This window comes from Bacillus sp. M13(2017) (genome assembly GCF_002218325.1).
In the GTDB taxonomy this organism is placed as follows: domain Bacteria; phylum Bacillota; class Bacilli; order Bacillales; family Bacillaceae_G; genus Bacillus_A; species Bacillus_A thuringiensis_K.
The window spans coordinates 1,027,932-1,048,246 of the sequence record NZ_KZ268500.1; the positions used below are offsets into that span (position 1 = coordinate 1,027,932).

A 20,315-nucleotide genomic window follows, 5' to 3' on the forward strand; every position below is an offset into this window, starting at 1 on the left:
ATGGAAGGAGAGTGCTTATGTCTTTAACAAATGAACAACAAGAGCGATTTCAAATTTTGCTCCAGCAGTTGCAAATACCAGACGACCTTATAAATCAATATTTACAAGGCGGTGGTATTGAAAGGCTCGTTATTGATAAAGCGAATAAAAGTTGGCATTTTGATTTACAAGTGCCACGTATTTTGCCTACAGAATTATATGAATTGCTAGAAACAAAGCTTAAGCAATCATTTTCTCATATTGCAAGAACAACATTTGCATTAGAAACAGAGAATAAACAATTTACAGAAGAAGAAGTGAGGGCGTATTGGCCGCTTTGTACGGAACGAATTACATTTTCACCTATGTTCGCATACTTAAAGAAGCAGCTTCCACAGGTGAATGGAGTGAAGTTGCTAATAAATGTGAATAACGAGCTGGAGTCTACTGCTTTAAAGAAAAACGTTGCGAAACCAGTAGGGGATCAATACGAAGTTTTTGGATTCCCGCGTTTTCAGTTAGACACACATATACAGCAAAATACAGAAGAAATGCAAAAGTTTCGTGAACAAACGCAGCAAGAAGACCGCGAGCGTGTTATACAAGCTATGGAAGAAATGGCGAAGAAGCAAGCTGAAGAAAGCAGCGTTGTGTATGAAGGACCGATTACACTCGGGTATCTTATTAAGCCAGATGAAGAGATTACACCAATGCGAGAAATTCAAGATGAAGAAAGAAGAAAAACGGTTCAAGGATATGTCTTCCATGTAGAAACAAAAGAGCTTCGTAGTGGACGTACGTTATTAACTTTAAAAATAACGGATTATACGGATTCTATTATGATCAAAATGTTCTCGCGTGACAAAGAAGATATTCCAATGCTGCAATCCTTGAAAAAAGGAATGTGGGTGAAAGCGCGTGGTTCTGTTCAAAACGATACATTTGTTCGAGATTTAGTAATGATTGCAAATGATATTAATGAAATAACAGGACCGTCTCGTAAAGATAAAGCGCCAGAAGGCGAAAAACGAGTAGAGCTGCATCTCCATACTCCGATGAGTCAAATGGACGCTGTCACTCCAGTTTCTAAGCTTGTTGCTCAAGCTGGTAAATGGGGACATGAGGCTATTGCGGTGACAGACCATGCCGTGGCTCAGTCTTTCCCAGAGGCGTATTCTGCGGGGAAAAAGGCTGGAGTTAAAGTTATATATGGTGTAGAAGCAAATCTAGTTAATGATGGTGTACCGATAGCGTATAATGAAGCGCATCGTTTACTTGCAGAGGAAACGTATGTTGTTTTCGACGTTGAGACGACAGGTTTATCAGCTGTATACGATACAGTCATTGAGTTGGCTGCCGTAAAAGTAAAGGGTGGCGAAATTATTGATCGCTTTGAATCTTTCGCAAATCCACATCAACCATTATCAGCGACGATTATTGAATTGACAGGTATTACAGATGATATGTTAACTGATGCACCTGAAGTGGACGAAGTGTTTAAAAAGTTTGAGGAATGGATGGGCGATCATACACTTGTTGCCCATAACGCGAGCTTCGATATGGGCTTTATTAATGTAGGTTTTAAAAAGGCTGGGTTAGAAAAAACGAATAACCCCGTTATTGATACGTTAGAACTTGCACGATTCTTATTCCCAGAAATGAAAAATCATCGATTAAATACGATGTGTAAAAAACTTGATATTGAATTAACACAACATCACCGTGCGATTTATGATACAGAAGCGACGGGATATTTACTTGTGAAAATGTTGAAAGACGTAATTGAAAAGGGATTTGAATATCACGATCAATTAAATGATAGCATGGGACAAGGGGATGCGTATAAGCGTGGCCGTCCAAGTCATATGACGTTACTTGCCACATCAGATGTTGGATTGAAAAATTTATATAAACTTGTTTCATATTCTCACCTTAATTACTTTTACCGTGTACCACGTGTGCCGAGGTCACTATTAAAAAAATACCGTGAAGGAATTTTAGTAGGAACGGCTTGTGATAAAGGTGAAGTGTTCGAGGCAATGATGCAAAAGGCACCTGAAGAGGTAGAAGAAATTGCCCAGTTCTATGACTACATTGAAGTAATGCCTCCAGAGGTGTTACGTCATTTAGTAGAACGTGAGCTTGTTCGAGACGAAGGTCAATTAAAAACAATCATTTCTAACTTAGTAAAACTAGGTGAGACGTTAGATAAACCAGTTGTTGCTACAGGAAACGTGCATTATTTAGACCCTGAGGATGCAATGTATCGTAAAATTTTAGTCAGTTCGCAGGGCGGAGCCAATCCGTTAAATCGACATTCATTACCGCCAGTACATTTCCGTACAACTGATGAAATGTTAGAATGTTTTTCATTCTTAGGTGAAGACAAAGCGAAAGAAGTTGTTGTAACAAATACACAAAAGATTGCGTCATTAATTGGTGATGTGCATCCAGTAAAAGACGATCTATACACACCGAAAATTGAAGGTGCTGATGATGAAACGCGTGATATGAGTTATAAAATGGCGCGTAGCATTTATGGTGAAGAGCTACCGGAAATTGTAGAAGCACGTTTAGAAAAAGAATTAAAAAGTATTATTGGGCATGGATTCGCCGTAATTTATTTAATTTCACATAAGCTTGTGAAAAAATCGTTAGTAGACGGATATCTAGTAGGTTCGCGTGGATCGGTAGGGTCATCATTTGTTGCAACGATGATGGAAATTACAGAAGTAAACCCATTACCACCACACTATGTATGTCCGAAGTGTAAGCAATCAGAATTCTTTAATGATGGTTCTGTAGGTTCTGGTTTTGACTTACCAGATAAAGAATGTCCTGCTTGTAATATTCCGTATGTAAAAGATGGACATGACATTCCGTTCGAAACGTTCCTTGGATTTAAAGGAGATAAGGTACCCGATATCGATTTGAACTTCTCCGGGGAGTACCAACCACGTGCCCATAACTATACGAAAGTACTGTTCGGTGAAGACTATGTATATCGTGCAGGAACGATTGGTACAGTTGCGGAAAAAACTGCTTACGGATATGTAAAAGGTTATGCAAATGATCATAACTTAACGATTCGAAATGCAGAGATTGATCGCTTAGTAGCAGGATGTACCGGTGTAAAACGTACAACTGGACAGCATCCAGGCGGTATTATCGTTGTGCCAGATTACATGGATATCTTTGATTTCTCACCAATACAGTATCCAGCAGATTCAATTGGTGCTGAATGGAGAACAACGCATTTTGATTTCCACTCGATTCATGATAATTTATTGAAACTTGATATACTCGGACACGATGATCCGACCGTTATTCGTATGTTACAAGATTTAAGTGGTATTGATCCGAAAACAATCCCAACGGATGATCCAGAAGTAATGAAAATTTTCTCAGGTCCAGAATCGCTAGGCGTAACGGAAGAACAAATTAACTGTAAAACAGGTACACTTGGTATACCAGAATTCGGTACGAAATTCGTAAGACAGATGTTAGAAGAGACAAAACCAACGACATTCTCAGAGTTAGTCCAAATTTCTGGACTATCACATGGTACGGACGTATGGCTTGGTAATGCAAACGAGTTAATTTATAACGGTACATGTACGCTGAGCGAAGTTATCGGTTGTCGTGATGACATCATGGTATATTTAATCTATCAAGGTCTAGATCCATCATTAGCCTTCAAAATCATGGAGTCGGTACGTAAAGGTAAAGGTGTACCGGAAGAATGGGAAGACGACATGAAAAGTAATAATGTACCAGGTTGGTATATTGATTCATGTAAGAAAATCAAGTATATGTTCCCTAAAGCCCATGCGGCTGCTTACGTGCTTATGGCTGTACGTATCGCATACTTTAAAGTACATTTTGCACTGTTATTCTATGCGGCATATTTTACAGTTCGAGCAGATGACTTTGACGTAGAAGCAATGGCGAAAGGTTCAGCATCTATACGTGCAAGAATTGATGAAATTGCGCAAAAAGGTTTAGATGCAGCGCCGAAAGAGAAGAGTTTATTAACGGTATTAGAAATGACACTTGAAATGTGTGAGCGTGGATACTCATTCCAAAAGGTTGATTTGTATCGTTCGCATGCAACAGACTTTATTATTGATGGAGACTCATTAATCCCTCCATTTAATGCGGTACCTGGTCTTGGTACAAACGCAGCTTTAAGTATTGTAGAAGCACGCAAAAATGGAGACTTCTTATCAAAAGAGGACTTGCAGCAGCGTAGTAAGGTTTCGAAAACAATTATTGAGTATTTAGATAGTCAAGGTTGTTTAGGAGATTTACCGGATCAAAACCAGTTATCACTGTTCTAGTAGGTAGGAAAAGTCTTTGCAAATCAACATTTCCTATGATATACTATTAACCGAGATAACCATGTCATGTATATTGTGTAAAGAAAAGAGTGGGGAAACCCACTCTTTCGTGTTACTATCTATGTTTTCTCTACGTAGATAGGTAAAAGATTTCTGTCGTATATACATATTTTGTTACAAGTTTTACTTCTTAAATTTGGTAATACTAAGACAGATAATCCCTGCTGAACAGCAGGGGCTTTTGTTAGCTAACGAGAAAGAATAAGATAGACCGTTTTTAAAGTGGCGGGGTCTTCTTCTTTTAAATGGTACATGACGGCAGGAAGGAGGCTGTTTATGGATAAGAAAGTCACAGAAGTTGTAGAAGCATTTGCGCAGCCGATCGTTGAAGAGTTAAATCTTGAACTTGTAGATGTAGAGTATGTGAAAGAAGGACAAGACTGGTTCTTACGCGTATTTATCGATTCTGAAAAGGGAGTCGACATTGAAGAATGCGGTGCGGTAAGTGAACGTTTAAGCGAAGCTTTAGATAAAGAGGATCCAATTCCTCATCTTTACTTTTTGGATGTATCATCTCCTGGAGCGGAACGCCCATTAAAGAAAGAAAAAGACTTCCAGCAAGCGGTAGGAAAACAAGTGGCAATTAAAACATATGAGCCGATTGATGGTGAAAAGATGTTTGAAGGAAAACTGCTTTCTTACGATGGTACAACAATAACATTATTATTAACAATTAAAACACGTAAAAAAGAAATCCAAATTTCGATGGATAAAGTCGCAAATGCGCGACTTGCTGTTACGTTTTAGTTAGAAGGGGGATCTTCATGAGCACTGAGTTATTAGATGCTTTGCTCGTATTAGAATCTGAAAAAGGCATTAGCAAAGACATTATTATTGATGCGATTGAAGCAGCTTTAATCTCTGCTTATAAGCGCAATTTTAATCAAGCACAAAACGTTCGTGTGAGCTTTAACCCAGAAGTGGGAACAATTCAAGTTTTAGCACGTAAAGACGTAGTAGACAATGTGTTTGATCCACGTCTTGAAATTTCTGTAGAGGAAGCAAGACAAATTAATCCAAACTACCAAGATGGTGACGTACTAGAAATTGAAGTAACACCAAAAGACTTTGGTCGTATTGCAGCACAAACTGCAAAACAAGTTGTCACACAACGAGTGCGTGAAGCAGAGCGCGGTGTTATTTACTCTGAGTTTAGTGACCGTGAAGAAGATATTATGGTAGGTATTGTACAACGTCAAGATGCTCGTTTCATCTATGTAAGCTTAGGGAAAGTAGAAGCTTTATTACCTGTAAGTGAGCAAATGCCTAATGAGCAATACAAACCACATGATCGTATTCGCGTATTCATTACGAAAGTAGAAAAAACGACAAAAGGACCACAAATTTACGTATCACGTACACATCCTGGTCTTTTAAAACGTTTATTCGAAATGGAAGTTCCTGAAATCTATGATGGAACTGTAGAAATTCGTTCTGTAGCACGTGAAGCTGGCGATCGCTCTAAGATCTCTGTATATGCAGAGAACACTGATGTTGATCCAGTTGGTTCTTGTGTAGGACCAAAAGGGCAACGTGTACAACGCATTGTAGACGAATTAAAAGGTGAAAAAATTGACATCGTCCGCTGGTCAAATGATCCAGTTGAATATGTTGCAAATGCATTAAGCCCATCACAAGTTGTTAAAGTACTTGTAGATGAAGAAGAAAAAGCGACAACAGTAGTTGTTCCAGACCACCAATTATCATTAGCTATCGGTAAGCGTGGACAAAATGCACGTCTTGCAGCTAAATTAACAGGCTGGAAAATTGATATTAAGAGTGAGTCTGATGCGAAACAACTTGGTATTGTAACAGAAGAAGATAGCGTAATCGCATTTGGATTCGATTCAGTGGAAGACGAAATCGAATAGAGGTGATGAGTATGAGCAATCGAAAAGTTCCGTTACGAAAATGTGTTGCAACGCAAGAAATGAAATCAAAACGAGAGCTCGTTCGCATTGTTCGTTCCAAAGAGGGAGAAGTGTCCATTGATTTAACTGGGAAAAAATCAGGACGAGGTGCTTACTTGTCGAAGGACAAGGAGAGCATTCTTCAAGCTCAAAAGAAAAATGTTTTGGAACATCATCTAAAAGCGAAAATCGACGGTTCTTTATATGAAGAGCTTCTTGAGCTTGTTGAGAAGGAGTCGAAATAAGTGTCCGATTGGAAATCGTTTTTAGGACTAGCAAACCGGGCTCGGAAAATTATTTCGGGTGAAGAACTCGTTTTAAAAGAAGTACGAAGTGGCAAAGCAAAACTTGTATTGCTATCTGAAGATGCGTCAGTAAATACTACAAAACGCATCACAGATAAAACTACGTACTACAACGTACCAATGAGAAAGGTCGAAAATCGACAACAATTAGGGCATGCGATTGGGAGAGATGAGCGAGTCGTTGTAGCTGTGTTAGATGTAGGCTTTGCGAAAAAGCTGCGTAGCATGCTCGATACAAATTACCGGGGGTGAAGGTATGAGTAAAATTCGAGTGCATGAATATGCAAAAAAACATAATATCTCAAGTAAAGATCTTATGACAAAACTAAAAGAAATGAATATCGAGGTTTCGAATCATATGACAATGTTAGACGATGAAGTAGTAAATAAATTAGATAATGAATATCAAACTGAAAAACCTTCTGTTGCAGATGAGTTTGAAGTAGAAGAAAAAGTTGTTCGCAGTAAAAAGAACAGCAATAAGAAAAAGAAAAAAGGCAAAGGAAACGAAGACAAACGTCAAGAGAACTTTGCTGGTAGACAACAAACTCAAATTGTAGAAACACCAGATAAAATTACTTTCTCTGGAAGCCTTACAGTAGGAGATCTTGCTAAAAAATTAAGCAAAGAGCCATCTGAAATTATTAAGAAGCTCTTCATGCTTGGAATTATGGCAACAATTAACCAAGACTTGGATAAAGATACAATTGAGTTAATTGCTAACGACTACGGTATTGAAGTAGAAGAAGAAGTAATTGTAAGCGAGACTGAGTTTGAAACATTCATTGATGAGCAAGATGATGAAGAGAACTTAAAAGAACGTCCAGCTGTAGTTACAATCATGGGACACGTTGACCATGGTAAAACAACATTACTGGATTCTATTCGTAACTCAAAAGTAACTGCAGGCGAAGCGGGTGGAATTACTCAGCATATCGGTGCATATCAAGTTGAAGTAAACGATAAGAAGATTACATTCTTAGATACACCTGGTCACGCAGCATTTACAACGATGCGTGCTCGTGGGGCACAAGTAACGGATATTACAATCCTTGTTGTTGCAGCGGATGACGGTGTTATGCCACAAACGGTTGAAGCAATTAACCATGCGAAGGCAGCAGGAGTACCAATTATTGTTGCTGTGAATAAAATGGATAAACCAGCTGCAAACCCTGATCGCGTAATGCAAGAACTAACTGAATATGAATTAGTTCCAGAAGCTTGGGGCGGAGATACTATTTTCGTACCAATTTCTGCAATTCAAGGCGAAGGCATTGACAACTTACTAGAAATGATCCTTCTTGTAAGTGAAGTAGAAGAATATAAAGCAAATCCAAACCGCTATGCAACTGGTACAGTAATCGAAGCACAGCTTGATAAAGGTAAAGGAACTATCGCGACATTACTTGTTCAAAATGGTACGCTTCGAGTTGGAGATCCAATCGTTGTTGGAACTTCATTCGGACGTGTTCGTGCAATGGTAAGTGATATTGGTCGTCGTGTAAAAGTTGCTGGTCCATCAACTCCTGTTGAAATTACTGGTTTAAACGAAGTACCACAGGCTGGAGATCGTTTCATGGCATTTGCTGATGAGAAGAAAGCTCGTCAAATTGGTGAATCACGTGCACAAGAAGCGTTAGTTGCACAACGTGGTGAGAAATCTAAATTAAGCCTTGAAGATTTATTCCAACAAATCCAAGAGGGCGATGTAAAAGAAATTAACTTAATCGTAAAAGCAGACGTACAAGGTTCTGTTGAAGCGATGGCAGCATCACTTCGTAAAATTGATGTTGAAGGCGTAAAAGTTAAAATCATTCACACTGGTGTAGGTGCGATTACAGAATCTGATATCATTTTAGCTTCTGCATCTAATGCAATTGTAATTGGATTTAACGTACGTCCAGATGTGAACGCGAAGCGTACAGCTGAATTAGAGAACGTTGATATTCGTTTACACCGTATTATTTATAAAGTAATCGAAGAGATTGAAGCAGCTATGCAAGGTATGCTTGATCCAGAATTCGAAGAAAAAGTAATCGGTCAAGCAGAAGTTCGTCAAACGTTTAAAGTAACAAAAGTTGGAACAATCGCAGGTTGTTACGTAACAGACGGTAAAATTACGCGTGATAGTGGCGTACGTATTATCCGTGACGGCGTAGTAATTTTCGAAGGACAACTTGATACGTTAAAACGTTTCAAAGACGACGTAAAAGAAGTTGCACAAAACTATGAGTGTGGTATTACAATTGAGAGATATAATGATCTTAAAGAAGGGGACATCATTGAAGCGTACATTATGGAAGAAGTGAAGCGATGATTATCGCTTCACTCTCATTCGAGTGTATGATTTACAATGTGCATTCTTTAAAAGAGAAACGTGCAATTTTACAACGTGTGTTAACTCGTGTAAAACAGCGCTATAATGTAGCTGTTTCTGAAGTTGGGCACCAAGATGTATGGCAACGTACAGAAATTGCAATTGTTTCCGTATCCTCAAATCGTGTTATCTGTGAGAAAGAAATGAATCGTGTACTTGAGTACATCGATTCATTTCCTGAAATTGAACGTACAATAACACATTTGGAATGGTATTGAATGAGGTGAAGAGTTATGAAATTACGTGCGAACCGTGTGGGCGAGCAAATGAAAAAAGAATTAGGCGACATTATCAGTCGTAAAATTAAAGACCCACGTATTGGATTTGTTACAGTAACTGATGTACAAGTGAGTGGTGATTTACAAATTGCTAAAGTATATATTTCTGTTTTAGGTGATGAAGAACAGAAAGAAAATACTTTAAAAGGTTTAGCGAAGGCAAAAGGCTTTATTCGTTCAGAAATCGGCCAACGTATTCGTCTTCGTAAAACACCAGAAATTACCTTTGAGTTTGATGAGTCTATCGGATATGGTCATCGAATTGATACACTTTTACATGAAATTAATAAAGACGGTAAACGTGAAGAATAATGGATAGACATTTGTCTATCCATTTTTTCAATGCAAAATAAGTTTTGGATATTTACTACGAGAGAATTATGATGAGGTGAACATATATGGAAGGTGTAGTATTATTACATAAGCCAAAAGGCATGACATCACATGATTGTGTATTTAAATTAAGAAAGATATTGCGAGAAAAGAGAATTGGTCATACGGGAACATTAGACCCTGATGTAACAGGAGTATTACCAATTTGCGTTGGAAGAGCAACGAAAATTGCACAATTTTTAACAAGTGAAACGAAAACATATGAAGGTGAAGTAACATTAGGGTTTTCAACGACAACCGAAGATGCTTCTGGTGAGGTTGTTGAAACGAAAAATGTAGATCGTACTATTACTCGTAAGGAAGTAGAGAAAGTCCTTGCGGAATTAACAGGCACGATTGAACAAATGCCACCAATGTTCTCGGCTGTAAAAGTAAACGGGAAAAAATTATACGAATATGCAAGAGCAGGACAAGAGGTAGAACGTCCAGTTCGTACAATTACAATTCATGAATTCGTATTACTTGATGATCGTGAAGTTTTTGAAGGAGAAAATATTTCATTCCGTTTCCGTGTAACGTGTAGTAAAGGAACATATGTAAGAACGTTAGCTGTAATGATAGGGGAGAAACTTGGTTTCCCATCACATATGTCTCACCTTGTAAGAACGGCATCTGGTGAATTTTTATTAGAAGATTGCATATCATTTGAAGAAATTGAAGAAAACGTGCAAAATGGAACAGTAGAGTCTATCTTCATTTCAATTGATGAAGCATTAAGCAAGTTTCCAAAAATGGTTGTAGATGAAAAGCAAACAGAGAAAATAAAGAATGGTATGTTCTTAAAGAATGAATTAGAAATAACAGCACCATTTATTACAGTGTTTGATAAAAATGATCGTTGCTTAGCAATTTATGAACATCATCCGAAACATCCTGGCATGTTAAAGCCGATGAAAGTACTTGTGAATAATCAAGAACTAAAGCTATAATGAATTATTGGAAGGATTATTACAGAAAAAGGTGAATTCAAGCGTGAAACTTATTCATTTAACTCATCCACATGAACAAAATAAATTAGAATTACCACCTACTGTAATGGCATTAGGATTTTTTGATGGCATTCATTTAGGACATCAATGTGTAATTCGAACTGCGAAAAAAATAGCGGACGAACGAGGATATAAAAGTGCAGTTATGACATTTCATCCTCATCCATCTGTTGTTTTAGGGAAAAAGGATGCGCATGTGGAGTATATTACACCAATGCGCGATAAAGAAAAAATAGTCGAAAGCTTAGGAATCGATATATTATATGTGATTAAATTTGATGAATCATTTGCAGGGTTATTACCGCAACAATTTGTAGATGATTATATTATTGGTTTAAATGTAAAGCATGTAGTAGCAGGGTTTGATTATTCATATGGACGTTTAGGAAAAGGAAAGATGGAGACTTTACCATTTCATGCAAGAGGGGAGTTTACACAGACTGTGATTGAAAAAGTTGAATTTCAAGAAGAGAAAGTAAGTTCTACAGCATTACGAAAGTTAATTCGAAATGGCGAAATGGAGCAAATTCCATCTATTTTAGGTAGAGCCTATACTGTAGCGGGAACAGTTATACACGGCGACAAACGTGGGCGTCAAATTGGTTTCCCAACAGCTAATGTAGGTTTAAGTGATGAGTATTTATTGCCACCTGTAGGTGTTTATGCAGTGAGATTAAAAGTTCACGATGAATGGTACGATGGTGTATGTAATATTGGATATAAACCGACTTTTAAAGAAGATGAGCGTCAATTATCAATTGAAGTGCACTTATTTGAATTTAACAAAGATATATACGATCAAAATGTTACAGTAGAGTGGCATATGCGTATAAGAGCAGAAAAGAAATTCAACGGTATTGATGAGTTAGTTGAACAAATCGCAAAAGATAAGAAGACAGCACAAGAATATTTTATGAACGAAAAGAATATACTTGCTTTTTCAAATGAAAAGTAGTATTCTATGTTATGTACTTTATGACAACCATTGCTTGGCATTGCGACTCACCGACGCTTGCTAGGTAATTGGGGGTTTAATTAATAGGAGGTGAAATAGGATGGCTTTAACACAAGAACGTAAAAATGAAATCATTGCACAATTTAGAACTCATGAGACTGATACTGGTTCTCCAGAGGTTCAAATTGCTGTCCTAACGGAGCAAATTAACACTCTAAACGAGCACTTACGTACTCACAAGAAAGATCATCATTCACGTCGTGGTCTATTAAAGATGGTTGGTAAACGTCGTAACTTACTAACTTACCTTCGTAATAGCGATATCACACGTTACCGTGAATTAATCACAAAGCTTGGCTTACGTCGATAGTCAAAGAAGCGGGAATATTCCCGCTTTTTTGTTAGGTAAAAATATATCTTCTACGCTTTATAGCTTACTTAATTTTAGGCAATACTAGAGGTAGAATATTGTGATATACTATCCATTTACATAGAAGAATTGAATACTTTAAATTGAGAGGGGTACTTAAATGAGTCAAGAAAAGCAAGTCTTCTCGATAGATTTAGCTGGTCGCCAGCTAACAGTTGAAACTGGTCAGCTTGCAAAACAAGCGAACGGAGCAGTATTAGTAAGATATGGCGATACAGCGGTTCTATCTACAGCAACTGCATCAAAAGAAGCAAAAAATGTAGATTTCTTCCCACTTACAGTAAACTATGAAGAGCGTTTATATGCAGTCGGAAAAATTCCTGGCGGTTTCATTAAACGTGAAGGTCGTCCAAGTGAAAAAGCAATTTTGGCAAGTCGTTTAATCGACCGTCCAATCCGTCCACTTTTCGCAGATGGTTTCCGTAACGAAGTACAAGTTGTCAGCATCGTAATGAGTGTTGATCAAGATTGTTCTTCTGAAATGGCAGCTATGCTTGGTTCTTCATTAGCGTTATCGATTTCAGATATTCCATTTGAAGGTCCAATCGCGGGTGCAACAGTTGGTCGTATTAACGGCGAATTCGTTATCAACCCAACAGTAGAACAGCAAGAACAAAGTGATATTCACCTTGTTGTAGCTGGTACGAAAGATGCAATTAACATGGTTGAAGCAGGAGCAGATCAAGTGCCTGAGGAAACAATGTTAGAAGCAATTATGTTTGGTCATGACGAAATTAAACGTCTAATTGCATTCCAAGAAGAGATTGTACAAGCTGTAGGTAAAGAGAAATCAGAAGTGAAACTTTATGAAGTTGACGCTGATCTTAACCAAGCTGTACGTGAAATGGCTGAAGAAGATATGCATTCAGCAATTCAAGTACATGAGAAACATGCACGTGAAGATGCAATTAACGAAGTGAAAAAGCGTGTTATTGAGCATTACGAAGCGCAGGAAGCTGACGCTGATACATTAGGACAAGTAAATGAGATTTTATATAAAATTGTAAAAGAAGAAGTACGTCGTCTTATTACAGTTGAAAAAATCCGCCCAGATGGCCGTAAAGGTGACGAAATCCGTCCATTAGCATCAGAGGTTGGCATTTTATCTCGTACACACGGTTCTGGTTTGTTCACTCGTGGACAAACACAAGCATTAAGTATTTGTACATTAGGTGCATTAGGCGATGTGCAAATTTTAGATGGTCTTGGTGTAGAAGAATCAAAACGCTTTATGCACCATTACAATTTCCCATCATTTAGTGTTGGTGAAACTAGACCAATGCGTGGACCAGGTCGTCGTGAAATCGGTCACGGTGCACTAGGAGAACGCGCACTTGAGCCTGTAATTCCATCTGAAAAAGATTTCCCATACACAGTACGTCTTGTATCTGAAGTTTTAGAATCAAATGGTTCTACTTCACAAGCAAGTATTTGTGGTAGTACTTTAGCAATGATGGATGCTGGTGTTCCACTTAAAGCTCCAGTTGCAGGTATTGCAATGGGTCTAGTTAAAACTGGTGAGCATTACACAATTTTATCTGATATTCAAGGTATGGAAGATCATTTAGGTGATATGGACTTTAAAGTAGCAGGTACAGCACAAGGTGTAACTGCACTACAAATGGACATTAAAATCGATGGTCTATCTCGTGAAATTTTAGAAGAGGCATTACAACAAGCGAAAGTTGGTCGTGTGCACATTCTAAATCATATGTTATCTGTTATTCCAGAGCCACGCACTGAATTATCAGCGTATGCTCCAAAGATTATTACAATGACAATTAATCCAGATAAAATCCGTGACGTTATCGGACCGAGCGGTAAACAAATCAATAAAATTATTGAAGAAACTGGCGTTAAAATTGACATCGAGCAAGATGGCACAGTATTCATTTCTTCAATAAACCAAGAAATGAACGACAAAGCTAAGAAAATTATCGAAGATATCGTTCGCGAAGTACAAGTAGGTGAAATCTACGAAGGAAAAGTGAAACGTGTTGAGAAATTCGGTGCTTTCGTTGAATTATTCAGCGGTAAAGATGGATTAGTTCACATTTCTGAACTTGCACTTGAGCGTGTAGGTAAAGTAGAAGACGTTGTGAAAATCGGTGATGTAATTACAGTTAAAGTTATCGAGATTGACAAGCAAGGTCGCGTAAATCTATCTAGAAAAGTATTGCTAAAAGAAGAGCAAGAAAAAGAAGCTGCTAAAGAAGAAAACAAACAAGAGCAGCAATAAGTAAAAGCCAGTTTAACTGGCTTTTTTTGTTATGTAAAAAACATGTTGTTCAATATATTTTTATGTCGGTATAGGTATAGTTTTCATTATAACGCTCAAATTAACAAAGATAAGAAGAAAATGTTTTTATATAGTTAATTTGGGAGGGTTTATATGAAAGTTCGTATATTGGCATACATATGTATATTTTCTTTATATGTCAGTTTAGGCTCTTATTCTGTTTTTGCACAAGATAACTTGCACGAAGAAATTCAAAAGCATGCAAAACAGTATGAGATTGCACCTCAAAATGCGATGATTGATAAAATATGGAAGGCAACACCTGGATATAATGGAAGACAAGTGGATATTGAAGCATCGTATAATAATATGAAGAAGCTAAAGAAATTTGATCAAAAATATCTTGAATTCAAAGAAGTCTCACCAAGTGTTCATTTAGAAGATTTATCACCAGCTCCAATTTATAGAGGGCATCCAAATAAAAAGATGGTAGGATTAACAATAAATGTGGCATGGGGAAATGAGTATTTGCCTCGCATATTAGAGATATTGAAAAAGCATGATGTGAAGGCCACTTTCTTTTTAGAAGGACGTTGGGTGAAAGAAAATTTGCGGTTTGCAAAAATGATTGTCGATGCAAAACAAGAAGTTGGAAATCACTCGTACACACACCCTAATATGAAAACGCTATCGTCTGATGAAATACGAGATCAGTTACAAAGAACAAATCGAATGATTGAAGCAGCTACGAATCAAAAGGTGAGATGGTTTGCACCGCCGAGTGGAAGTTTTCGAGATGAAGTCGTGAAAATTGCAGATGATTTCCAAATGGGAACGATCATGTGGACTGTTGATACAATCGATTGGAAGCGCCCTGAGCCAGATGTACTATTGCAGAGAGTAATGAGAAAAATACATCCTGGTGCTATCGTATTAATGCATCCTACTTCGTCAACAACAGAAGCATTAGATACAATGATTACAAAATTAAAGGAACAAGGATATAAAGTAGGGAATATAACAGAATTACTGGATGAAAAACGTGTGGATTAAATACATTTGCATGACATTCATCCTTAAACTTGTTATCATTAAATAATAGCACTTATTTAGAGAAACTGGCAGTAGGAGGAAAGTTTTTGATTAAAAAATATACTTGTAAAAATGGTGTAAGAATAGTTATGGAGAATATACCAACTGTAAGATCGGTTGCGATTGGTATTTGGATCCATGCAGGATCAAGAAATGAAAATGAAAAAAATAACGGGATTTCTCACTTTTTAGAGCATATGTTCTTTAAAGGGACGGAAACACGTAGTGCACGCGAAATTGCAGAATCATTTGATAGCATTGGTGGGCAAGTGAATGCTTTTACTTCAAAAGAATACACTTGTTACTATGCAAAAGTGCTAGATGAGCATGCTAAATATGCTTTAGATGTATTAGCAGACATGTTCTTTAATTCAACATTTGATGAAGAAGAACTGAAAAAAGAGAAGAATGTTGTATGTGAAGAAATTAAAATGTACGAAGATGCTCCAGATGATATTGTGCATGATATGTTAACGAAAGCAACATATGAAACGCATCCGCTTGGATATCCTATTTTAGGAACAGAAGAAACGCTTAATACGTTTACAGGTGATACACTACGCCAATATATTAAGGATCATTACACACCTGAAAATGTAGTTGTTTCAGTTGCAGGAAATATTGATGAAGCCTTCTTACAAACGGTAGAGCAATATTTCGGTAGTTATGAAGGAACAACAAACCGTGAACAAGTACATAGCCCAATTTTCCATTTTAATAAGGTAGCACGTAAAAAGGAAACAGAACAAGCTCATTTATGTTTAGGATATAAAGGCTTACAAATGGGACACGAAGATATTTATAACTTAATCGTATTAAATAACGTGTTAGGCGGTAGTATGAGTAGCCGTTTATTCCAAGAAGTACGTGAGCAACGTGGGTTAGCGTACTCAGTATTTTCTTACCATTCTTCTTATGAAGATACAGGTATGTTAACACTGTATGGTGGAACAGGTAGCCAACAATTAGATACACTGTATGAAACAATGCAAGAAACATTAGAAACATTGAAAAATACAGGTATTACAGAAAAAGAGCTTATTAATAGTAAAGAGCAACTAAAAGGAAACTTAATGTTAAGTTTAGAAAGTACGAATAGCCGTATGAGCCGTAACGGTAAAAATGAATTGCTTCTTCGTAAACATCGTTCACTTGATGAGATTATTGAAAGTGTAAACACTGTAACAAAAGAAAATGTGGACGGATTAATTCGCAATATGTTTACTGACGAGTTCTCTGCGGCACTTATTAGTCCAGACGGAAAACTTCCAAGAGGAATAAAACTATAATCAACTTTTACAATGTACCTGAAAATAACCTTCTCTCTTTTTAAAAGAGAGAAGGTTATTTTTTTTATACATATAGAATAGGTACTAATTATAGACAATGCAAATGAAAAATTCAGTAGGGGGAGTGGAGTGTGTATGCGATTAAGTGAATTAAGTGGTAAAGAGGTTGTAGATATAGAAAAAGCGGAAAAAATGGGAGTCTTAGGTTATATGGATTTAGAGATTAATGAGAAAGACGGGCAAATACAAACACTTATAATACCTGTAGGGAAGTGGGGAGGCTTTAAAAAGGAACCACAAGAAGTAAGGGTGGCATGGAGTCAAATAAAGAAAGTCGGACATGATATGCTTCTTTGTGATAGTATAGATCATTCAAATTCGGAGTGAAGGATGGCCATTTTGGTCATCTTTTTTTGTATCTACATAGAAACCTGATAAATCATATGTGCATTTGGATTTTCAATCACCATAAACTCGTACATTACATATGATGTGGAGGAAAAAGAAAAAGTAGGCACTTTTCTTATAAATGACAGAAAAAGAAGGTGAATTAGGGAATGTTGACTGAGATGCATATTGCTGTCATAGGAGGAGATGCAAGGCAGCTAGAAGTAATTCGTAAGCTAGTTGAATTGGATGCGAAACTTTCTTTGATAGGTTTTGATCAGTTAGATCATGGTTTCACAGGGGCAGCAAAAGAAAGTATACAAAATTTAGATTTCACTTCTGTAGACGCAATTATTTTGCCGGTTGCAGGTACAAATGCCAAAGGAGAAGTAGATACTATTTTTTCAAATGAAAAAGTTTCAATAACGAAAGAACAAATTGAAAATACACCAGAACACTTTACTATATATTCAGGTATTGGTACACCTTACTTGGAAAATCTCGTATCTACTACGAACCGAAAACTTGTTAAATTATTTGATCGTGATGATGTAGCAATATACAATTCTATTCCAACGGTAGAAGGTACATTAATGATGGTAATTCAACATACCGACTATACAATTCATGGGTCCAATGTAATGGTTCTAGGATTTGGTAGAACAGGAATGAGTGTTGCGAGAGCATTTCAATCATTAGGAGCCCATGTCAAAGTTGGAGCAAGACGATCTGAACATATTGCACGTATTACAGAAATGATGTTTTCTCCTTTTCATATGCAAGACATAGAGAAAGAAGTAGGAAATGTCGATATTGTAATTAATACGATTCCGCACCTCGTTGTAACAGCGAATGTTATTGCAAAAATGCCAGCTCATACGCTAGTGATTGATTTAGCTTCTAAACCAGGCGGTACCGACTTTAGATATGCGGAAAAAAGAGGAGTCAAAGCATTGCTAGCACCTGGATTACCAGGTATTGTTGCCCCAAAAACGGCTGGGCAAATTTTAGCAAATGTTCTTTCTCAGTTATTAGCAGCAGATGCAATCGCAAAGGAGGAGGAAAAGAAATGAGTTTGAAGGGGAAACGAATTGGTTTCGGATTTACAGGTTCACATTGTACGTACGAAGAAGTAATGCCTCATTTAGAAAAATTAATTGCTGAAGGAGCAGAAGTACGTCCTGTTGTTTCATACACTGTTCAATCAACAAATACTAGATTTGGAGAAGGAGCAGAGTGGATTAAGAAGATTGAAGAAATAACAGGTTTTAAAGCAATTAATTCAATTGTTGGAGCAGAGCCACTTGGACCTAAAATTCCATTAGACTGCATGGTAATCGCTCCTTTAACAGGAAATTCTATGAGTAAATTTGCAAATGCAATGACAGACTCTCCAGTACTAATGGCAGCAAAAGCGACGCTAAGAAATGGCAAGCCTGTCGTATTGGCAGTTTCGACGAATGATGCTTTAGGATTAAATGGGGTAAATCTAATTACACCAACAAGGTGACGACATAGCGTAAACGCTTATATGTCGCCATCTTGAGGGAGCTTAGGGTAAAGCACAAGTTCGAAATCATCGAGCCTTTGCCACTTTTCCTTTTTATAAACAGCTTTTTCTAAAACTGACTTTAGGAGGCTGTTTTTCTTTTTGGGATCATCTGTTTTAAAGTACAGATCAAGAACATGCTCTACTTGAGGTATTGTATCTTTCTTCACTTTTTCCTTCTTAATTTCTGTTTTAATTTCTTTCTTTAAGTTTTCCATCGTGGAAGTAATTTCAGTAATACGATCAGAAACTACATTCGAGCGTTCTAAAAACATATCGACTGTGTAAACACCACGCTCTAATAAATCATGTAAATTATTTTTTTGTTTTTGGACATCCACTAATTCTTTTTCAAGTTTTCGTAATGCAGCTTCATTCATTTGAATAACTTGTGTTTCTTTTAATTTGTCATCTTGCTTATGTTTTTCAAAATCAGCTTTATAATTGATATACCACTCTTTTAATGCCTCGAGTAAACGCTTCTCAATTAATTCCGTATAGCTTGATTTGTTTTCGCAACCACGGTGCTTACAATCCATCGTTTCCTTTCGGTTTTTCGGATAACGTTGGACCATACTATAACCACATTTACTACATTTAATAATGCCAGCTAGAGGATTTTTAATTCCGTTCGTATTGTAAGGAATGTGATATCTTGAGTTTAATTTTTCTTGTACTTGTTCAAACAAACTTTCAGGTATGATTGGCTCGTGCTTACCATCGGCAATAATCCAATCCGATTTATCTTGTCGTGCACAACTTCTTTTTACAGCATCAGGACGTTTTACTTCTTTTCGTTTTTGCCACGTTACTTTTCCGATGTACACATTGTTTTTTAATATATCTAAGATGCTGTAGGGGTTCCATTCATTACCTAGCTTACTTTTGTAGCCAAGATCATTTAACTTGCTTCTAATTGCATTTGCCCCCATATCCTCATTTGCATACCAATCAAATATCATTCTTACAACTGAAGCTTCTTCTGGATTAATCGTTAAAGTACGTTCACGCTTATTTAAGCGATGGATATCATATCCGAATGGTGCATGTGTACCAAGATAATTCCCAGCCTCTACACTGGCGACACGACCTCGTTGCATACGTCGTGTAATAATCTTTAACTCCTTACGAGCCATAAACGCTTCAAATTCGCTATATTCTTCATCCCACTCATCATTAAGGTCATAAGTCTTCCTAGGTGTCATAATCTTCGTATTCGAGCGTTTAAACGTTTCTAAAATGATTCCTTGCTCTTTCATACCACCACGACCTAAACGGTCCATATCCATGCAAAGAACAACATCATATTTATTATCTTCAATTTCTTCAAGCAGCGCTAGCATCTCAGGACGTTTCACTAAGCTCTCACCAGAAACGATTTCTTCACGGACAGATAAAACATTTAAGTTCATTTCCTTGGCAATTTTCAGCAGGGTAGTGCGGTGCTTTGCCAATGTTTCGCCTTCGCCACGAGCCTCAGCTTCGAGATCGGCACGGGATTTTCTTAGGTAGATTGCAGTTTTCATTACGTTCCCTCCTTAAACTTATATTTATTATACAGGAGTAAGTATAGAGAAAGAAGAAAAGGTAATAAATGAATATAATTCGAAAAAAGAAGTTATATTTGACTTTCCTATAAAGTAAAGGATATCATTTTGTGGAATTATACCAGAATGGTGAAAAAACATATGTTCTGTTGTATAATTAGATTAATTAAAAGATTTTTGTATTAAATAAAAGAAG

At 37.1% G+C, this 20,315-nt stretch carries 17 protein-coding genes and 1 pseudogene; 17 read left to right on the forward strand and 1 reads right to left on the reverse strand.

Annotated elements, in window-relative coordinates:
• The first annotated feature begins 17 nt into the window (after positions 1–17).
• From CGQ22_RS05935 to dpaB, 17 genes and pseudogenes are all read left to right on the forward strand, one after another.
• Positions 18–4,319 (forward strand): PolC-type DNA polymerase III, encoded by a 4,302-nt coding sequence (locus CGQ22_RS05935; protein ID WP_000060003.1) that lies wholly within the window; start codon positions 18–20, stop codon positions 4,317–4,319.
• Between the two features lie 336 nt (positions 4,320–4,655).
• The gene (gene rimP / locus CGQ22_RS05940) at positions 4,656–5,126 is read left to right on the forward strand and encodes a ribosome maturation factor RimP (protein ID WP_000359096.1); all 471 of its coding nucleotides are present in this window, start codon (positions 4,656–4,658) and stop codon (positions 5,124–5,126) included.
• 17 nt (positions 5,127–5,143) lie between these two features.
• Positions 5,144–6,250 (forward strand): transcription termination factor NusA, encoded by a 1,107-nt coding sequence (gene nusA / locus CGQ22_RS05945; RefSeq protein ID WP_000102604.1) that lies wholly within the window; start codon positions 5,144–5,146, stop codon positions 6,248–6,250.
• 11 nt (positions 6,251–6,261) lie between these two features.
• On the forward strand, positions 6,262–6,534 hold the full coding sequence (rnpM, locus tag CGQ22_RS05950) for an RNase P modulator RnpM (protein ID WP_000071127.1): 273 nt from the start codon (positions 6,262–6,264) through the stop codon (positions 6,532–6,534).
• Positions 6,535–6,846, forward strand: a complete 312-nt coding sequence (locus CGQ22_RS05955; RefSeq protein ID WP_001286524.1) for a YlxQ family RNA-binding protein — start codon at positions 6,535–6,537, stop codon at positions 6,844–6,846.
• 4 nt (positions 6,847–6,850) lie between these two features.
• On the forward strand, positions 6,851–8,911 hold the full coding sequence (gene infB, locus CGQ22_RS05960; protein ID WP_000036343.1) for a translation initiation factor IF-2: 2,061 nt from the start codon (positions 6,851–6,853) through the stop codon (positions 8,909–8,911).
• A complete protein-coding gene (locus CGQ22_RS05965) occupies positions 8,908–9,189 on the forward strand; it encodes a DUF503 domain-containing protein (RefSeq protein ID WP_000582368.1) in 282 nt (93 codons plus the stop codon). Before infB ends, CGQ22_RS05965 begins: the two co-directional genes overlap by 4 nt.
• A gap of 15 nt (positions 9,190–9,204) precedes the next feature.
• A complete protein-coding gene (gene rbfA / locus CGQ22_RS05970; protein WP_000776437.1) occupies positions 9,205–9,561 on the forward strand; it encodes a 30S ribosome-binding factor RbfA in 357 nt (118 codons plus the stop codon).
• An 86-nt stretch (positions 9,562–9,647) separates the two neighbouring features.
• Complete coding sequence (gene truB / locus CGQ22_RS05975; RefSeq protein WP_089148369.1) at positions 9,648–10,571, forward strand: tRNA pseudouridine(55) synthase TruB; 924 nt, start codon at positions 9,648–9,650, stop codon at positions 10,569–10,571.
• 43 nt (positions 10,572–10,614) lie between these two features.
• Complete coding sequence (gene ribF, locus CGQ22_RS05980) at positions 10,615–11,586, forward strand: bifunctional riboflavin kinase/FAD synthetase (RefSeq protein WP_089148370.1); 972 nt, start codon at positions 10,615–10,617, stop codon at positions 11,584–11,586.
• 100 nt (positions 11,587–11,686) lie between these two features.
• Positions 11,687–11,956: a 30S ribosomal protein S15 gene (gene rpsO, locus CGQ22_RS05985; protein WP_001229392.1), complete on the forward strand. Its 270-nt coding sequence runs from the start codon at positions 11,687–11,689 to the stop codon at positions 11,954–11,956.
• 160 nt (positions 11,957–12,116) lie between these two features.
• The gene (gene pnp, locus CGQ22_RS05990; RefSeq protein WP_000076737.1) at positions 12,117–14,255 is read left to right on the forward strand and encodes a polyribonucleotide nucleotidyltransferase; all 2,139 of its coding nucleotides are present in this window, start codon (positions 12,117–12,119) and stop codon (positions 14,253–14,255) included.
• A gap of 153 nt (positions 14,256–14,408) precedes the next feature.
• A complete protein-coding gene (locus CGQ22_RS05995; protein ID WP_000868228.1) occupies positions 14,409–15,308 on the forward strand; it encodes a polysaccharide deacetylase family protein in 900 nt (299 codons plus the stop codon).
• 86 nt (positions 15,309–15,394) lie between these two features.
• Positions 15,395–16,636: a M16 family metallopeptidase gene (locus tag CGQ22_RS06000; RefSeq protein WP_000593000.1), complete on the forward strand. Its 1,242-nt coding sequence runs from the start codon at positions 15,395–15,397 to the stop codon at positions 16,634–16,636.
• Positions 16,637–16,771: 135 nt separating this feature from the next.
• A complete protein-coding gene (locus CGQ22_RS06005) occupies positions 16,772–17,023 on the forward strand; it encodes a YlmC/YmxH family sporulation protein (protein ID WP_001239758.1) in 252 nt (83 codons plus the stop codon).
• Positions 17,024–17,193: 170 nt separating this feature from the next.
• On the forward strand, positions 17,194–18,096 hold the full coding sequence (gene dpaA / locus CGQ22_RS06010) for a dipicolinic acid synthetase subunit A (protein WP_000954738.1): 903 nt from the start codon (positions 17,194–17,196) through the stop codon (positions 18,094–18,096).
• Positions 18,093–18,518 (forward strand): annotated as a pseudogene (gene dpaB / locus CGQ22_RS06015) (dipicolinate synthase subunit B); the annotation flags it as partial. The gene dpaA and the pseudogene dpaB, both read left to right, overlap by 4 nt.
• Positions 18,519–18,550: 32 nt before the next feature.
• On the opposite strand, the gene CGQ22_RS06020 reads toward dpaB, so the two are convergent.
• Positions 18,551–20,098, reverse strand: coding sequence for a recombinase family protein (locus tag CGQ22_RS06020; RefSeq protein WP_089148371.1), 1,548 nt, complete (start codon positions 20,096–20,098; stop codon positions 18,551–18,553).
• Positions 20,099–20,315 lie beyond the last annotated feature (217 nt).

Coding starts and splice junctions, on each gene's coding strand:
- rimP (WP_000359096.1), top strand. CDS start 4,656: ATGGATAAGAAAGTCACAGAAGTTGTAGAAGCATTTGCGCAGCCGATC.
- rnpM (WP_000071127.1), top strand. CDS start 6,262: ATGAGCAATCGAAAAGTTCCGTTACGAAAATGTGTTGCAACGCAAGAA.
- rpsO (WP_001229392.1), top strand. CDS start 11,687: ATGGCTTTAACACAAGAACGTAAAAATGAAATCATTGCACAATTTAGA.
- CGQ22_RS05935 (WP_000060003.1), top strand. CDS start 18: ATGTCTTTAACAAATGAACAACAAGAGCGATTTCAAATTTTGCTCCAG.
- CGQ22_RS06005 (WP_001239758.1), top strand. CDS start 16,772: ATGCGATTAAGTGAATTAAGTGGTAAAGAGGTTGTAGATATAGAAAAA.
- rbfA (WP_000776437.1), top strand. CDS start 9,205: ATGAAATTACGTGCGAACCGTGTGGGCGAGCAAATGAAAAAAGAATTA.
- dpaA (WP_000954738.1), top strand. CDS start 17,194: ATGTTGACTGAGATGCATATTGCTGTCATAGGAGGAGATGCAAGGCAG.
- CGQ22_RS05965 (WP_000582368.1), top strand. CDS start 8,908: ATGATTATCGCTTCACTCTCATTCGAGTGTATGATTTACAATGTGCAT.
- truB (WP_089148369.1), top strand. CDS start 9,648: ATGGAAGGTGTAGTATTATTACATAAGCCAAAAGGCATGACATCACAT.
- CGQ22_RS06020 (WP_089148371.1), bottom strand. CDS start 20,098: ATGAAAACTGCAATCTACCTAAGAAAATCCCGTGCCGATCTCGAAGCT.
- infB (WP_000036343.1), top strand. CDS start 6,851: ATGAGTAAAATTCGAGTGCATGAATATGCAAAAAAACATAATATCTCA.
- CGQ22_RS05995 (WP_000868228.1), top strand. CDS start 14,409: ATGAAAGTTCGTATATTGGCATACATATGTATATTTTCTTTATATGTC.
- pnp (WP_000076737.1), top strand. CDS start 12,117: ATGAGTCAAGAAAAGCAAGTCTTCTCGATAGATTTAGCTGGTCGCCAG.
- nusA (WP_000102604.1), top strand. CDS start 5,144: ATGAGCACTGAGTTATTAGATGCTTTGCTCGTATTAGAATCTGAAAAA.